Below are 15,229 nucleotides of genomic sequence, written 5' to 3' on the forward strand. Positions count from 1 at the left end.
CCTAAGTAGCCGCTTAGGAATTTTTTTTATTCTTAAGCATGGTCTTTAAGAAACTGACAGGGTGAAGCACCTGTCTGGATGTACCATCTTTAATCTGATGTCTACAACTACTTCCGTTTGCAATAATATAGGTTTTAAAAGCAGATTTTCTAACCGCAGGTAAAAGAATAAGCTCTCCGATTTTCATACTGATATTGTAATGTTCTTTTTCATATCCAAATCCGCCGGCCATTCCACAACAGCCAGAAGGAATGATGCTCACTTTTGCATTTTTCACAATATTGATTGTATCAAATGTATACTTTGAGTTGGACAAAGCTTTTTGATGACAATGCACGTGAAGCTTAACCTCACAAAATTCATCAGTAAATTGAGATGGTTTAATATGTTCTTTTTGTATTTCGTGACTTAAAAATTCATCAATTAAAAATACATTTTTTGATAATTTTTTTGTGGCTTTAGTATCATCTGTCAACCTCAAATAATCGTCTCTAAAACTTAAAATTGCGGAGGGTTCGATTCCAATTAAAGGTGAATTTTTACTTATCACATCTTTAAACAATTTGACATTATATTCGGCTAAGGCTTTAGCTTGTTTCAAAAACCCTTTAGAAATTTGAGCCCTTCCACTAGCTTTGTTGGGTAATGTCTTAACTTCATAACCAAGTTGGGTTAAGAGCTCTATAGCATCTTGACCAATTTCACTCTCTAAACGGTTTGTAAACTCATCAACAAACAGATAAACGGTTTTAATTTTTGAATTTTTAGGAATTAATTTTCCGCTGTTGCTTTTCAAATACTTGAATAAGGTTTGTTGAGTGAGCTTAGGCAAACTTCTATTTTGATGAAACCCCAACAATGTTTTAATAGGTTGGGACAAAAACTTATGTTGAACAACATAATTGTATAAACTAGCTATTGGTAGTAATTTTTTATTTATAGTATCATTAAAACCTATCATAAAATCTCTGAGAGGTCTCTTGTGGGTCTTATAATACTGAAAAGTCCACTCAGCTTTAAAACTTGCTGCATCAACATTGCTTGGGCACTCGCGCTTACAGGCTTTACAAGAAATACACAAATCAAAAACCTCTTTTACAGCTCGATCTGATAAAAGTTTAGGACTTGTAAGATACTGTCTTAATGCGTTGGCTCGAGCTCTAGTTGTGTCTTTTTCCTGTCTTGTAGCGTGATAACTTGGGCACATACTACCAGTAGACAATTGAGTCTTTCTGCAATCGCCACTACCATTGCAGTTTTCTGTAGCTCTAAGGAGATCTTTCTCATTACTAAAATTTAAAAAACTGTCAATTTTAGGCTCTTCTCTATCTGTTACATATCTGAAATTTTTGTTTACAGGATACGGATTAATTATTTTACCTGGATTAAAAATTTGTGATGGGTCAAAAATGGTTTTGACTTGTTTGAGCAACTCATAACAAGTCTTACCCAACATCAGTTTAATAAAGTTTGACCTTACTATACCATCACCGTGTTCTCCACTTAATGAACCATCATATTGTTTAACTAACAAAGCAACATCATGCGTGATAGAAACAAAATCATTAACACCTTTTTGGGTTTTTAGGTTTAAAATAGGCCTCAAGTGCAATTCTCCGGCACCGGCATGTGCATAATACACAGGTTGTTGATTGTAGTTTTTCATCAATTCAGCAAAATCAGATATATAAGATTCTAAATCTTCTATGTCTACCGCAGTGTCTTCTATACATGCTACAGCTTTGTCATCACCTACAATACCTCCCAATAAGCCTAAACCGGCTTTTCTCAATGTAAAAGCCTTTTGGATATTGTTACCTCTCAAAACAGGTTGTGCGTAACATGCTGTTTGTTGTGTTAAGTCTGCTTTAAGGGTATTTATTTGTTGTTCTAAATTTTTCTTACTATATGCTTTAAGTTCTAAAAGCAAAATCGCTTTAGGTATTGCTTTTATAAAAAAGCGATAATCTTTGTATTTTAAATGATCTTTTGTACAGTCTAAAATGGTATCGTCCATCATCTCGCAGGCATACAAATTGTGTTTCATAGTGGTTTTGACTGCCGACAATGTCGCACTTACCGAGTCAAAATGAGCAGCAATTAATGCAGAATGTTTTGGCGGAAGATCATCTAGTTGTAGTTCAATTTCTGTAATCAAACTCAGCGTCCCTTCACTCCCGCAAATAAATCTCGACAAATTAATGGTTTGGTTTTCATGATATTGCTGGACTATATCATCTAAGGCATATCCAGTATTACGCCGATGAATGCTTCTTTTTGGATAACTACGTCTTATAGATTTTATAAGCTCTGGATCATTTACTAGATCCCAAAAAAACGAATAGATTTCGCCCTCTTTAGTTTTGAGCTTAGCTTTGTTTTTAAACTCTTCTTGAGATAGTGTTTTAAAATGTACTTCTTCAGAATCTGACAAGATACATTTAAGGCTTAGAGTTTTATCTCTTGTTGTACCGTATTGTATAGATGTTGTGCCAGACGAATTATTTCCTACCATACCACCTATCATACAACGATTTGAGGTTGAAGTATTGGGCCCAAAAAACAAGTCGTAAGGTTTTAATGTTAAATTGAGTTCATCCCTTATCACACCAGGTTGAAGTATAACTGTTTTTTGTTTTTTATCAACTCTTAATATTTCGGTAAAATTTTGGCCTAAATCAACTACTATTCCTGAACCAACACATTGTCCGGCAAGAGATGTACCGGCTGCTCTGGGAATTAAAGAAGTATTATGTTTTGAAGCAAAACTTATGAGAAGTTTTAAATCTTCTTTGGTTTGGGGAATGGCAACTGCCAATGGGTGTTTTTGGTAAACAGACGCATCAGTAGCATACATACTTTGGTACAATTCATCTGTTTTAATTTCGCCGGTAAAATTTTCTTTTAATACATCAAAATTCATCGGAACCGCTTTAGTCTATACCAATACATCACAAATCCGAATCCTACTATCAATACAATTCCTACTCCAATATTTAATATTTGCCAGAGCTTTGTATGGTTTAAAATTTTTTCTGAATTTAATGTTGGAATATTAATTTGCTTATTCCGCAACTTAACTAAATTTTCGTCACCCAAAAGATAGTTTAACGCATTGGTTAAAAAAGTTTTATTGCCATAAGTATCTCCAGTAAAACGGTCAAATCCAAGATTCAAAACTTCGCCTTTAGATATTTCATTTTTTACGATATCTCCGTCAGATACCACAATTTGTTTTGTTTTGACACTCTTATCTTTAGCTTTTTTATAATCAAATGGCGGTATTCTATTTTTAAAGACCGATGTAAATTCACCTTCTAGCAAAACGGCCAAAGGGAATTTACCTTTAGGGTACATTTCAGGAGAAGGCTTTACATTAATCATATTTAAATTAATTTCTCTTGGTACATCTTCAGCTCTTGACATTTCTGAGCTTTGAAGTAAAACTGTTTTAGAAATTCCATTTTTTAACGTATCCAAACTGTTAGCAAATTCAAATTTTACGGCGTTGATATTACTCACTATGGGATGGTTTGCAGAGGGTTTAGCCAAAGGCTCATAAAACCATGGATAAGGATTTAATTGCGTATCATTAGCTTTGCCGGTTGCTAAATAAATTGGTGCAGAGTAAACATCATTTATGAGTTCGTAGTTGATTCGGACACCGTATTTAAAAAATAAGTTTAAAAGATTTAAATCCTTAGGCATTGCAATATTAGATCCTGTTTGCTTAAGGCTATCTTTTTCAATAGCAACAGTTTCTACCATCCAGAGTGCTTTTCCTCCGTTCATAATGTACTGATCCAAAACATAAAGCTCTTTCTCTGTAAAAGCTTTAGTAGGCTTAGCTTCAATAATAGCATCAAATTTTTGTAATTCCTTTAAAACTTTTTTGGGATGGCCTTGAACTGAGTCTAAAGAAAACGGAGCTATTAAGTAATACGCTCTAATATGACTTAAAAAATCAGTCAGGTACCTATCCTCAAGTTCGCCTTTACTTCTCAGTACAGCAATTTTCTTTTTACGCTCTCGACTTAATTTTAAAAACACATCTGTAAAGGCGTATTCAAGGTTTTGCACTGAAGAATTGATCATAGATTCAACACTGGCATTGAGTTTTTTATTTAACAAATGTACCGCCATTTGCTGGTCTTTGTATTTGACAACTGCCCAAGGAAAAATTAAGGTTTTTGTCAACTTACCGTTTTTCATCACACTTAAATTCTCAGGCATCATTCCATTTTGATAAAAAGCATTACCAACTTGTTGAGGATTATCTTTACCTGCGACAGGGTTTATAAATTCAAATCTGATCTGAGGATTTTTAGCGTTAAATTCCTCCAGAATAAACCGGGTTTCTCTTTGTAGTCTTTTAAACTCGCCGTTTAAGTCACCTTTTAAAAAAACGGTTATACTTAAGGGAGATTTGATTGAGTCTATCAAATTTTCACTGACAGATGATATCGTAAATCGACCATCAGATGTAAAGTCGAATCGTTTGTAAAAATGATATGAAAATATATTGACTATAATCAATAGTACAATTAAAACAATAAGATTCTTTAATGGCTTACTCATATTAATTTTTCATAGATTTCAATCGCCAAAATGTAAAGCTCATAAATACAATCCATATACTTGCAAAAAACATTAAATCTCTTGAGTCAATAACGCCTCGCATCATAGCTTTATAATGGTACTTCAAACTTAAAAATTCTATTAAAAAAGCATTACTACCCAAAATTCCTGAAGTTGATATGCCGTAAAATGCATAATACACCGTCAAACACAATACCAGGCCAATCAAAAATGCGGTGAGTTGATTCTGACTTAATGTTGATGAAAAAATACCAATAGCCGTATACACCGCAATTAAAAGCAGTAGTCCAAAATAAGAAGCCGCCATAGCGCCATAATCAATATTTTCTGGGCTTACCGCTAGACTTTTGATGCAAAAAACATAAATCAGGCTCGGCAAAATTGCAATAACACTTAAGACTAGAGCCCCAAAAAACTTTCCAAATACTAAACTTCTTATACTCACAGGCTTGGTTAATAACAACTCTAAGGTTCCTTGACGTTGTTCTTCTGAAAAACTCTTCATACAGATTCCAGGAATTAAGAACAAAAACACCCATGGTGCAAGTTCAAAAAACAATGTCAAGTCGGCATAAGCTGCATTATAAATATTATACGGCGTATCAAAAACCCAAAGCATAAGACCAGTGACCACTAAAAAAATAACAATGACCAATACCCCAATGATTGAGCTAAAAAATCCAAAAAATTCTTTTTTAAAAATTGCCAACATCGACACTTATTTTAATTGATGTATTGTATTCAAACTCCATGCTTGTGGTTGAGCTGCAAACATAATTTTGGTTTTAGACCAAACGCTTTTAAACAACTCAGATTGTCTGTATTGGTTTAAATTCTCCTCAGAATGCCAATAGCTATAAGTCATAAACACTGTAGGCTTATTTGTGTCTTGCCATAATTCTAAATATTCGCAACCTTTATAATTTCGAATTTTTAATTTGTGTTTATCGAACAACTGTAGAAATTTCTCAATAAATTTCTCTTCAAATTCCATTTTTACAACTCGCTTTATCATGATAAAAAATTCACTGTAATGGTATCCATAACTTTCAATCCTAGCAAACTCGCTGCACTTCCTGTAAGCTTAGGATTACTTTTGTACAAAGCTAATTCCAAATATCCTGAAGCATTAAACAAAGCGAGCTTTTTACCGGCTTCTTCTCGCTTATTGACCGGCATTTCAAAGTTAATAGCATCACTATAGGTATCGTAAATAGTTTTAAACTTAATATTGCGTGCACTAATGACGTAATTACGACCTTTGACCAAAGATTCAAAAAATGGTTTTTTAATGTTTGAAATCACATTACCAAAATTATCGATATAGACTACATGACCAATAATTTGATTTTCAGCACTGTTGACCTGAGGCTCAATATATTTTAATTGTTTAAGTCCTTCAATAGGCTTGCCAATAACCTCTAACTTGCCACCTCTTAAAATATGCCCAGCCACTTTAATAAATACGTCTAGTACTGTAAAGTTAGTCCCTAAAGCTCTGTGAATATTAATCTCTACAATTTTATCAGGCTTAATTTCGGAAGCAATTAGTGACATGATGCCATTGTTGGCACACACAAAATAATGACCATCCAAAGCAACAGCAATATGTTTGTTTTCCGGAGTCATTTCTGCATCTACACCAATAACATGTACACTTCCTTTAGGAAAATTATGATATGCATTTTTGATCACAAAAGCCGCTTCTATAATATTAAAAGGAGAAATTAAATGTGAAATATCTACAACTTTAGCCTCATCAAGCTCACTGTACAATGCACCTTTGACTGCTGCGACGGAATGGTCTTTTAGACCAAAATCTGTAGTTAAAGTTATAATAGACATTAATAAAATGTATAATTTGGGCGGTAGCCGGGCTATCCGTTTGTATTCCTCTCACTGACGCTTTCGGTCAGTGTTCGGGATACCACTTCTATCCCTACCGCAAATCTCGTTTTCAAACCCTTTTAGAACAATAAGATACACTAATAAGTTTATTCATTTGCAGAGACCCAACTCTTATATATATAGTATCTCCTTACAACTAAAAACAAACCACTAAAATAACATTAAATTGATGTTCTAAATTTTAATTTGTTTAAATTTGGAATGCGAATTTAACCATAATAAAAAAATTAGCTTTCTTTGAACGAACTTATTATTGAATTATCTGACATCAACCCGAAAGAGTTTTTTGGACACCACAACTCCAATATCGAGCTCATCAAATCTTACTTTCCCAAACTCAAAATCGTAGCCCGTGGCAGCAAAATAAAGGTCTACGGCAACGAAGAGCGCTTAGAAGAGTTTGACAAACGTTTTGCTATGATTTTAGAGCATTTTAGCAAATACAACAAAATTGACGAAAACAGTATAGAACGCGTTTTAACCAGTGACTCCTCAGCTGATTATGCCACTCCACAAAGCGCCTCTGAAGTTTTAGTACATGGCGTAAGTGGTCGTAACATCAAAGCCCAAACTGCAAACCAGCGCAAGCTTGTAGAAAAGATGAATAAAAACGATATGGTTTTTGCCATTGGTCCTGCTGGTACCGGAAAAACTTACACCGGTATAGCATTGGCCGTAAGAGCGCTCAAGCAAAAGCAAGTTAGACGTATTATTTTAACACGTCCCGCCGTTGAGGCAGGAGAAAATCTTGGTTTTTTACCAGGCGATCTTAAAGAAAAACTAGACCCGTATATGCAACCCCTTTACGATGCTTTACGGGATATGATACCACCGGAAAAACTCGACACCTATATTGAAAAAGGAATCATTCAAATTGCACCTATGGCATTTATGCGTGGACGAACTTTAGACCATGCATTTGTCATTCTTGACGAAGCTCAAAATACGACACATGCCCAAATGAAAATGTTTCTGACCCGTATGGGCAAAAATGCTAAATTTATGCTTACCGGTGATACAGGGCAAGTTGATTTACCAAGACGCGTGATCTCCGGTTTAAAAGAAGCCTTGCTTATTTTAAAAGAAGTTAAGGGTGTGGGCATTGTTTACTTGGACGACAAAGATGTCATTCGCCATAAACTCGTCAAAAAAGTCATTGCTGCATACAAATCTATTGAAAATCAAAATTAATGATAACCCAAAGTTTAATAAAACCCAACTTTAAATTCCCTAATCAAACTGCCTTTTATCAGGGCAAAGTGCGTAATGTTTACACGATAAATGATGATATACTCATCATTATAGCTACTGACAGACTCAGTGCTTTTGATGTGGTTTTACCTCAAGGCATTCCACACAAAGGCCAGATTTTAAATCAATTGGCAACCTATATGCTTGACAAAACACAGCACGAGGTGCCTAATTGGCTTATTGCCTCGCCACACCCTAATGTGAGCATAGGGCTTAAATGCAAACCCTTTAAAGTCGAAATGGTCGTGAGGCAATACCTGACAGGACATGCTTATCGAGAATATAAAGCTGGAAAGCGAGAATTATGCGGTGTAAAACTTCCCAATGGAATGAAAGAGCATGACAAGTTTGAACAACCTATTATTACACCAACCACCAAAGCCGAGCAAGGCGATCACGACCAGGATATTTCTAAAGCCGAGATTTTAGACCAAAACATTGTAAGTGAAGAAGATTATAAAACCTTAGAAGAATACAGTCTCAAATTGTTTGAAATGGGAGCAACCTTAGCTAAATCGCGAGATTTACTTTTGGTAGACACCAAATATGAATTTGGCAAAACTACAGATGGAAAAATTGTGGTTATCGATGAAATCCACACCCCGGATTCTTCTCGTTATTTTTATGCAGATACCTATCAAGAGTTACAGGATAAGGGTAAAAAACAAAAACAACTTTCTAAAGAATTTGTACGTGAATGGTTGATGGAACAAGGCTTTCAAGGTAAAACAGGACAAAATATTCCCGATTTACCCCATGAATTTATATCACATGTCTCCGATAGATATATAGAACTTTATGAAAAAATAACGGCTCAAACATTTAAGCCAATGGCTTATGGCACTATTGAAAATGACATCCAAGATGCAGTGCTTAACTTTTTAAAACAATAGACAATAAAAGTCGATTTTTTAAAATCTCGTTTATTCACCTACCAAAAAATCAAATGATTAGAGTGAGTTAAAACAAAGTATTCAACTCCGGATATTGAACTGGCTTTAAAATATCTACCATATTAGAATTTTCTTTTGGACTAAACAGTTTTTTGTCTACCGGATAAGATTCTAAACTTTGGTCATCATAATCTGAATTGATTATCTTAAAAATATCATTGTCTTTTAAATCTTGACTTAACCATTGCTGCTCTAAGTCAGGATTTAACATCACCGGTTGGCGTTTTTTTACATTGTGAATTTTGGCTATGTACGGCATAGCTTTGCGGGTTAAAATAGAGCAAGTAATCAAGCCATTATCAAATCTAGAGTATATGCCGGCCAATGCAAAAGCTTGTTTATCCTTTCGTCTGATGAGGTAAGGAAAAGAATTATTGTTGACATGGTAGGGTTCAAAAAAAGCATCGATTAAAATAAGACAACGTTGATTTTTATAAAGGTGTTTGTATAAAAAATGAGAATCTAATTTTTCAGATTTTGCATTAAGACCACCGCCAAATCTTGCAGCTTTTTTATAATAAGCCTCTAATGCTGTTGAGTCTTCACCAGTAGGCACAATACCCCAAACGGCTGGCAAAACGACATCTTTTAATTCTTGTGTAATGATCGGTAAATTGGGGTGTTCAAACCCATTGAGATGGTATGAAGAGGTTTCAAATTTGGACTTCACCTCCTGATTCACAAATTTTGCATCGAAACGGTTCTCGAGCTGTTCTGACGTAGAAATTAAGGAAGCATGAAAGCACATGGTTTTTCAGATTTATTACTAAAATAAATAAACTGAGCGAATCCTAAACAGACTTTGCGCGAATACAGCAGTATTAAATGAAAAACCCTGTGACTATACTTTTTGCTTTTAAACTTAAAAATAAGATTGAATAGACACTTTAAAATGATCTTTAGCTTATTTACAAAACCAATAAACGCTAAAGAAAAAAGAATGGCTTCTCGACTTCCTATTCCTGTTAAAAATTTAAACCTGACATCATATTTTATTTCTAGTTTAGAATTTCGGTTAAATTTGCAGCATGAAATTTAAAGATGAAATCAATAGACGACGAACCTTTGGTATCGTGTCACATCCGGATGCAGGAAAAACCACTCTAACTGAAAAATTATTATTATTTGGCGGAGCCATTCAAGAAGCTGGCGCTGTAAAATCAAATAAAATCAAAAAAGGAGCCACAAGTGACTTTATGGAAATAGAGCGCCAGCGTGGAATATCAGTAGCGACATCAGTTTTAGGGTTTGAATACAAGAACAATAAGATCAATATTCTCGATACACCTGGTCACAAAGATTTTGCTGAAGATACCTTTAGGACCTTAACCGCTGTAGATAGTGTCATTGTTGTCATAGATGTCGCTAAAGGTGTTGAAGAACAAACCGAAAAATTGGTGAAAGTCTGCCGTATGCGTAATATTCCTATGATTGTGTTCATCAACAAGCTGGACCGTGAAGGAAAAGATGCATTTGAACTCTTGGATGAAATTGAACAAAAATTAGATTTAAAGGTCACACCATTAAGCTTCCCAATTGGAATGGGGTATGATTTTAAAGGCATTTACAACATTTGGGAGAGCAATATTAATTTATTTACCGGTGACCCCAGAAAAGATATTGAAGACACTATAGAAATCACAGACTTATCAACGCCAGATTTAAATAAACTTATCGGTGATGAGGCGGCTGAAAATCTAAGAGAAGAAGTAGAATTGGCTACAGGCGTTTATCCGGATTTTGATATTGAAGCCTACAAAAACGGTAGCTTACAACCTGTATTTTTTGGGTCGGCTTTGAATAATTTTGGCGTTCGTGAGTTGTTGGATTGTTTTGTAAACATTGCGCCCTCACCTCGTTCAAAAGACAGCGATTCTCGTGAAGTTAAACCCGAAGAAGATCAATTTACAGGTTTTGTATTTAAAATACATGCCAATATGGATCCTAGACATCGAGACCGATTGGCTTTTGTGAAAGTCGTTTCAGGAAAGTTTGAACGCAATAAACCCTATCTTCACGTTAGGCAAGGAAAAAATTTAAAATTCTCAAGTCCCAATGCATTTTTTGCAGAAAAGAAACAAGTGGTCAATGAGATGTATCCCGGCGATATTGTTGGGCTTCATGACACCGGGAATTTTAAGATTGGAGATACGCTAACTGAAGGCGAAAAACTCATGTATAAAGGTATTCCAAACTTTTCACCAGAACACTTTAGATACATTAATAATGCAGACCCAATGAAGTCCAAACAACTCAATAAGGGAATTAGTCAGTTGATGGATGAAGGGGTTGCGCAACTCTTTACGCTCGAAATGAACAACCGAAAAATTATTGGTACGGTTGGTGCACTTCAGTATGAAGTCATTCAATATAGGTTAGAACATGAATACGGTGCAAAATGTACGTATGAAAACGTGAATATACACAAAGCCTGCTGGATTGAAGCTGAGGGTGAAAATAACGATGAGTTTAAAGAATTTAAGCGTATAAAATCAAAATATTTGGCGAGAGATAAGCGCAATCAGTTGGTCTTTTTGGCAGATTCAGCGTTTTCATTACAGATGGCTCAAGATAAATACAAAACCCTGAAGTTTAATTTTACGTCAGAGTTTTAGATTGCTTATTTACTGATTTGTTTATCTACATTGATTATACTACCATCTTCTCCTATACCTTCAATGTAAAGGTTCATTTTATAAAGTCCTGTATCTAAAATATCGAGTTCTAAGCTTTCGCCTTTTTGGACAACCACATTTGAGAACCATGCAATGGTACCAACTTGTTGAAAAGATTCGGTCTTAAAAAATGCATATTCCGGCATGTAAAAACGTTTGGGTGGCTCAAAACCTTTTTTTATTTCAAATTGGGAATAGGGCAAATCTGATTCTGCAGGTTCATTATTAGAAAATAAAACTGTTTTGCGTTGCTGAAGTCTTATGATACCATTCGCCCCTTGAACGCCGCCGCCAAAACCTGTTTTATCAATATAAATCTCTTCATAATCTGAAGTTCTAGATTGGGATAAAATTGATAAGTCATTTAATTGAGTCCCATTTAGGTATACAACTGGAGTATTACTGCCGCTAAGGGACATTCGAGCTAAATTTCTTAAGCTAAAGCCTCCTCCATTGTCTTTAACAATGTAGCCGCGATAACTTAGGTAATCTGACAAAAGGGGATATGTAGTTGCCAATTCTTCATCTACTTTTACAGTATTATCCTTAAAGTTTGATACATAATATTTAGCTTTTTCTGGTTTTGAATCATTATTGACTTTAACAATAACCTCATCAAGTATTTCTCCTTTTAAAAAGTTAGCATATAATTTTTTGTTATCAAGTTTTAATTTTAACTGTCTTAAGCTTGAAATGGGCGGTAATAATTCAGAGCTCTTTAAGCTATTATCATCAAGTTTAAACTCTGTACCAACTATAATATTAGGTCTTATAAAATCTTTTTTATGATTGATAAATGAAAATTCCATTTTTTCACTAACAAAAGGGTATCTGTTTTCTAATCTAAATGATGCATTTTCGTTTATTTCAAGGACTTGTTCACCATTATATATTGTACTATATATCAACAATTTATTTGTTTTTCTAGGCACATTACCATTGATTGCAAGGTTTTGTATCAATCCATCTTTTCTTGGATATACAATTTTAGGTGGTCGATTAAAAATATTGCCCCATTCATAACTACTCCACCCTTGAGTAAGTAGTAAAAGGTCTAAATTATAATCAACCAAACGATTAGGAGATCTAAAATAATATGGTTTGTTTTCTATATATCCATTTATAAAGGGGTCTAATAAAAATGCTGAAGTTATATTCTGATTTTTGACATATGAAATGCTTTTCTCAGGCAAAACAGAAATGCTTAAATGGGCTTTATTATTATATGTAGGGAGGGACAAATCCATAGTTAAAGAATCCGCATGTGATTTAGTTATTTCTACCTTGACATCATGAGTTTTATTAATACTGTTTTTTCTATTAAAAATCAGTCGCTCAGCAACTGGTTTATTATTTACCATGAGCGTAACAGTATTAACCCCATAAAACAATTGGTTTTTTTTTATGCCTTTGGAGATTTGAGGGTTTTCAGATGAAAATTCTAGCGGTACCTCAAATCGATTGCCTTCCTGATGCACAAACAATTTTGCGTCTAAAGTTAAATAATCTTTATTATTCTCGAGGTTTGAGGAGATGTAAAAAACAGTTTGTTCAGACAATATATTGTTGACTTTAAGATCTATACCAAAAGGCTTTATATCATCTACAAATTTAGTAACAGTTTTACCGTTTGGCAATTCGGCCATAATTTTGTAAGTCTTGTTGGCTTTGGGCTTAAAATCAACTTTTGCCATACCAAATTTATTACTTTTAAAAATGAATATTACCTTGTCATCTTCATAAAGTTTGGCTTTAAATCTAACACCCAAGCCTTTTTTATTAATAAGCTTTAAGCCTAAAACACCATCACAGTTTACGACGCTGTGACCGGATTCAGGTAAAATTTGAAGATCATAATCTTTTACGTCTTGTTTCTGGGCCGTTTGTTCAGAACCTATAACCTCAAATTGTTGTAAATGGGTGTAATCTTCATTAAAATTTTTCATCCACTGTGTCTCTGCTTTAAGGTAATAGTTACCATCTTTAAAAGTTGAATCAATTGGGATTTGACCCATAAACTTTCCCCCAATAGATAGGTACATTTGTTTTTGCAACATCCTGCCATTGGCATTATAAAGTCTAAGTTCTACATTACGAGTCTTTTGACTGAGCTTTTGAGTTTGCCTATCATAAGCATAACCCTGAAACCATAAATTTTCACCCTTCAAAAAACTGCTTTTATTAAAATGCAGATATAATGATTCTCTGGGAGCCTCAAAGTATTGCTGATAAGATTCTGACAGCTGGGGTTGTTCAATAGGCTCTGAGGTTTCCAAGCTGTTGCTTGATTGAGCATGACAAATTATAGATGTGATGAAAGCAAAACAGAGAAGATAACATTTTAACATAGCAAGAGTATTCAGGGTTAATATACCATAAATATAACACTAAACCTGTGAATAGCTAATAAAATATACTAATTATTAACATACACCAGAGCATCACCACAAATGGTCCTAACAGTCCCACAAATATTCCGCCAAACCTAAAATCGGATTGTTTAAGCATACCGGTACTAAAAGCAATAGCGTTTGGTGGTGTTGAAACTGGCAGTAATAATGCACATGAAGCAGAAAGCCCTATTATCAATGGTAATGTAATAGTATTGGATACATCGATGCTCATGATGAGAGATATGGCTATAGGAATGAAAATTGTTGCAGTCGCAGTATTACTCATGATATTTGAAAATACTACAGTAAATAATCCAAATGCTATGTAAAGGACATAAATGTTGATATTTGAAGCTGGAATTAAACTAACAAAATACTGTGCCAAACCTTGCTCTTGAACAGCTAAACCAAGTGCCAAACCTCCGGCTACAAGCATTAAAGTATCCCAAGATAAAGCTCTAACATCATCAGATTCGATAATAGAAAACATCGTCAATGCAATAATTGGTATACCTGAGACAGCAGCAACTGGAATTCCGGTAATCCCTGATGTTAACCATAAAAATAACGTTATGGATAAAATGATTAAAGTTATCCTTTTGTGTAATTTGGCGTGTTTATGTGGTCGTCGTTCTTCTGCTGTATTAAATAAGTGATCAAGCTGTAATGTCTTAGTTTTTATGGGATGTTTTTTTAACAAAACATACCAAAAAATCATTATTAGTGTTAAGGCAATTGGAATACCAAACATCATCCATTCCAAAAATGAAATTTGAATTCCAACACCTTCCAAAGCACCTACAACAATAGCATTTGGTGCTGAGCCAATAATTGTTCCCATACCACCAACAGATGCTGCAGCAGGAATACCAATAAGTAAATTTTTTGACAAAGCTGCTTTTGATCCTAAAGTCTTCAAAATGGGCGTAATCGTAGCAATCATCATAGCTGTTGTTGCCGTATTACTCATCAACATTGATAACACCGCTGTAAGCATCATTAAACCAAGCAATATAACACTGGCTTTATTTCCAAACTTTGGCACTGTAAGTTTCAATAAATCCTTATCTAAACCAGTCTTTTTCATGGCTTCAGCTAGAAAAAACCCGCCTAAAAACAACCAAATCACACTATCTGACCAGGTTTGAACGTATTGCTTTACATTGTATGGTTCATCTGTACTCCCAATTGAAAAGACCAAATAACCGATAATGAGAATTCCAACTGCAAATGGCGGTATAGCTTCAGTAACCCAAAGCGCAATTGATAAAAATAAAATAAATAGAACATAATTCTGAGAATTATTAAATTCAGGGTCACTCACAAAATAAAAAAGCCCAAAAGCGACCAATACAGATAAAATGAAAAGTGTAAAATGGCTGTGCCAGTTTACGCGTTCATTAATTTTTCTTAGAAATTTACCGGCATAGGTTCTGGAATCTGCCATTAA

The 15,229-nt window shown here is 34.4% G+C and carries 11 protein-coding genes; 3 read left to right on the plus strand and 8 right to left on the minus strand.

Annotated features, from left to right (window positions below; translation table 11 throughout):
* Positions 1 to 13: 13 nt before the first annotated feature.
* From FCN74_RS07545 to FCN74_RS07565, 5 genes are read right to left on the minus strand one after another with little or no spacing between them, the layout of a single operon-like run.
* Positions 14 to 2,923 carry an FAD-binding and (Fe-S)-binding domain-containing protein gene (locus FCN74_RS07545; RefSeq protein ID WP_138931992.1) on the minus strand — a complete coding sequence of 970 codons (2,910 nt, stop codon included), beginning with the start codon at positions 2,921 to 2,923 and terminating at the stop codon, positions 14 to 16.
* The gene (gene gldG, locus FCN74_RS07550) at positions 2,920 to 4,578 is read right to left on the minus strand and encodes a gliding motility-associated ABC transporter substrate-binding protein GldG (protein ID WP_138931993.1); all 1,659 of its coding nucleotides are present in this window, start codon (positions 4,576 to 4,578) and stop codon (positions 2,920 to 2,922) included. The genes FCN74_RS07545 and gldG overlap by 4 nt, the downstream gene beginning before the upstream one ends.
* Position 4,579: 1 nt before the next feature.
* Positions 4,580 to 5,311: a gliding motility-associated ABC transporter permease subunit GldF gene (gene gldF / locus FCN74_RS07555; protein WP_138931994.1), complete on the minus strand. Its 732-nt coding sequence runs from the start codon at positions 5,309 to 5,311 to the stop codon at positions 4,580 to 4,582.
* Between the two features lie 6 nt (positions 5,312 to 5,317).
* On the minus strand, positions 5,318 to 5,614 hold the full coding sequence (locus tag FCN74_RS07560; RefSeq protein WP_138931995.1) for a putative quinol monooxygenase: 297 nt from the start codon (positions 5,612 to 5,614) through the stop codon (positions 5,318 to 5,320).
* A complete protein-coding gene (locus FCN74_RS07565; protein WP_138931996.1) occupies positions 5,611 to 6,444 on the minus strand; it encodes an SAM hydrolase/SAM-dependent halogenase family protein in 834 nt (277 codons plus the stop codon). Before FCN74_RS07565 ends, FCN74_RS07560 begins: the two co-directional genes overlap by 4 nt.
* Positions 6,445 to 6,744: 300 nt before the next feature.
* On the opposite strand from FCN74_RS07565, the gene FCN74_RS07570 reads away from it, so the two are divergent.
* Positions 6,745 to 7,698: a PhoH family protein gene (locus FCN74_RS07570; RefSeq protein ID WP_138931997.1), complete on the plus strand. Its 954-nt coding sequence runs from the start codon at positions 6,745 to 6,747 to the stop codon at positions 7,696 to 7,698.
* A gap of 2 nt (positions 7,699 to 7,700) precedes the next feature.
* On the plus strand, positions 7,701 to 8,651 hold the full coding sequence (locus FCN74_RS07575; RefSeq protein ID WP_138932402.1) for a phosphoribosylaminoimidazolesuccinocarboxamide synthase: 951 nt from the start codon (positions 7,701 to 7,703) through the stop codon (positions 8,649 to 8,651).
* A gap of 67 nt (positions 8,652 to 8,718) precedes the next feature.
* Here the strand turns inward: FCN74_RS07575 and FCN74_RS07580 are convergent, their stop codons facing one another.
* Positions 8,719 to 9,459: an SOS response-associated peptidase gene (locus FCN74_RS07580; protein ID WP_138931998.1), complete on the minus strand. Its 741-nt coding sequence runs from the start codon at positions 9,457 to 9,459 to the stop codon at positions 8,719 to 8,721.
* 280 nt (positions 9,460 to 9,739) lie between these two features.
* Here FCN74_RS07580 and FCN74_RS07585 point away from each other — a divergent pair, with 280 nt between their 5' ends.
* Complete coding sequence (locus tag FCN74_RS07585) at positions 9,740 to 11,326, plus strand: peptide chain release factor 3 (protein ID WP_138931999.1); 1,587 nt, start codon at positions 9,740 to 9,742, stop codon at positions 11,324 to 11,326.
* 5 nt (positions 11,327 to 11,331) lie between these two features.
* Here FCN74_RS07585 and FCN74_RS07590 read toward each other — a convergent pair whose 3' ends face one another.
* Both FCN74_RS07590 and FCN74_RS07595 read right to left on the minus strand, forming a co-directional pair.
* Positions 11,332 to 13,662 carry a hypothetical protein gene (locus FCN74_RS07590; protein WP_138932000.1) on the minus strand — a complete coding sequence of 777 codons (2,331 nt, stop codon included), beginning with the start codon at positions 13,660 to 13,662 and terminating at the stop codon, positions 11,332 to 11,334.
* A 127-nt stretch (positions 13,663 to 13,789) separates the two neighbouring features.
* Positions 13,790 to 15,226, minus strand: coding sequence for an SLC13 family permease (locus tag FCN74_RS07595; protein ID WP_138932001.1), 1,437 nt, complete (start codon positions 15,224 to 15,226; stop codon positions 13,790 to 13,792).
* Positions 15,227 to 15,229 lie beyond the last annotated feature (3 nt).

This window comes from Mesohalobacter halotolerans, assembly GCF_006120725.1.
Taxonomy (GTDB): domain Bacteria; phylum Bacteroidota; class Bacteroidia; order Flavobacteriales; family Flavobacteriaceae; genus Psychroflexus; species Psychroflexus halotolerans.